The 748-nt window shown below is 56.3% G+C and carries 2 pseudogenes; both read right to left on the bottom strand.

What is annotated here, in order from left to right:
• A pseudogene (locus tag WMO25_RS18525) lies at window positions 1-393 on the bottom strand (phosphoadenosine phosphosulfate reductase); the annotation flags it as partial.
• Window positions 390-748: pseudogene (locus WMO25_RS18520) on the bottom strand (DNA topoisomerase III); the annotation flags it as partial. The pseudogenes WMO25_RS18520 and WMO25_RS18525, both read right to left, overlap by 4 nt.

The raw sequence follows: 748 nt of genomic DNA, 5'->3' as shown, positions 1-748 counted from the left end.
ATAGCTCACAGTGTCCGGCGAGAGCGCGGCATTGTACTTGCGGACGGGCGGGATTTTGCAGTCCCGATTGACTGCACACATACCAGCCCATGCGAAGCCGCGAACCTCGCCCTTATGCGGTCCGCGGGTGATGACATGATGGAATACGTCATCGTAGGTCTTGTCTGCATGGAGAATGGTGAACTTGATGCCCAGCTCCTTTTCGCAGAAGGGCTTGAGCCGGTCATAGATGAAGTCCCGGTGTTCCGGGACTTCACCGCTTGTGTCCTGATCAAACATGACTTCGCTGAAAACTGCCTCGTCCAGCGGCTCCTTGTGCTGTGCTGCCAGCAGGAGCGTCGCTACGCTGTCTTTGCCTCCGCTGCAAGAGGCAACATACTTCGGACGGTTCATCGGTCAAACTCCATCTTGAAGCTGACGTATTTGCCGCCGCTGTCATCCAGCCGGATCACCGCATCGTAGAGCTGAGGCTTCTTCGGCGTGTAAAGCCCGGTCACGCGGCACCAGCCCTTGTCCAGCAGCTCCTTTGCAATCCTCTTGGTCAGCTTCTTTTTCTTGCTGGAAAAGAACTTGTTGTCTTCCCACAGGCAGAAGGAGCATTCCTTGTTCGAGCAGTAGAAATTGCCCTTGCCGACGTAGACCGGAGAGCCGCAGCGGGGACATTTGCCGATTTCCTCCTTACCCGTGCCGAAACGCTGGGCTTCGGCATCGGAGAGAAATGGATAGGCTTTCACGAGATCCCCGGTCA

The organism is Coprococcus intestinihominis, assembly GCF_040096555.1.
In the GTDB taxonomy this organism is placed as follows: domain Bacteria; phylum Bacillota; class Clostridia; order Lachnospirales; family Lachnospiraceae; genus Coprococcus_A; species Coprococcus_A intestinihominis.
Note: the sequence above shows the minus strand (reverse complement) of the source record. Positions and strands in the feature narration are given on the sequence as shown.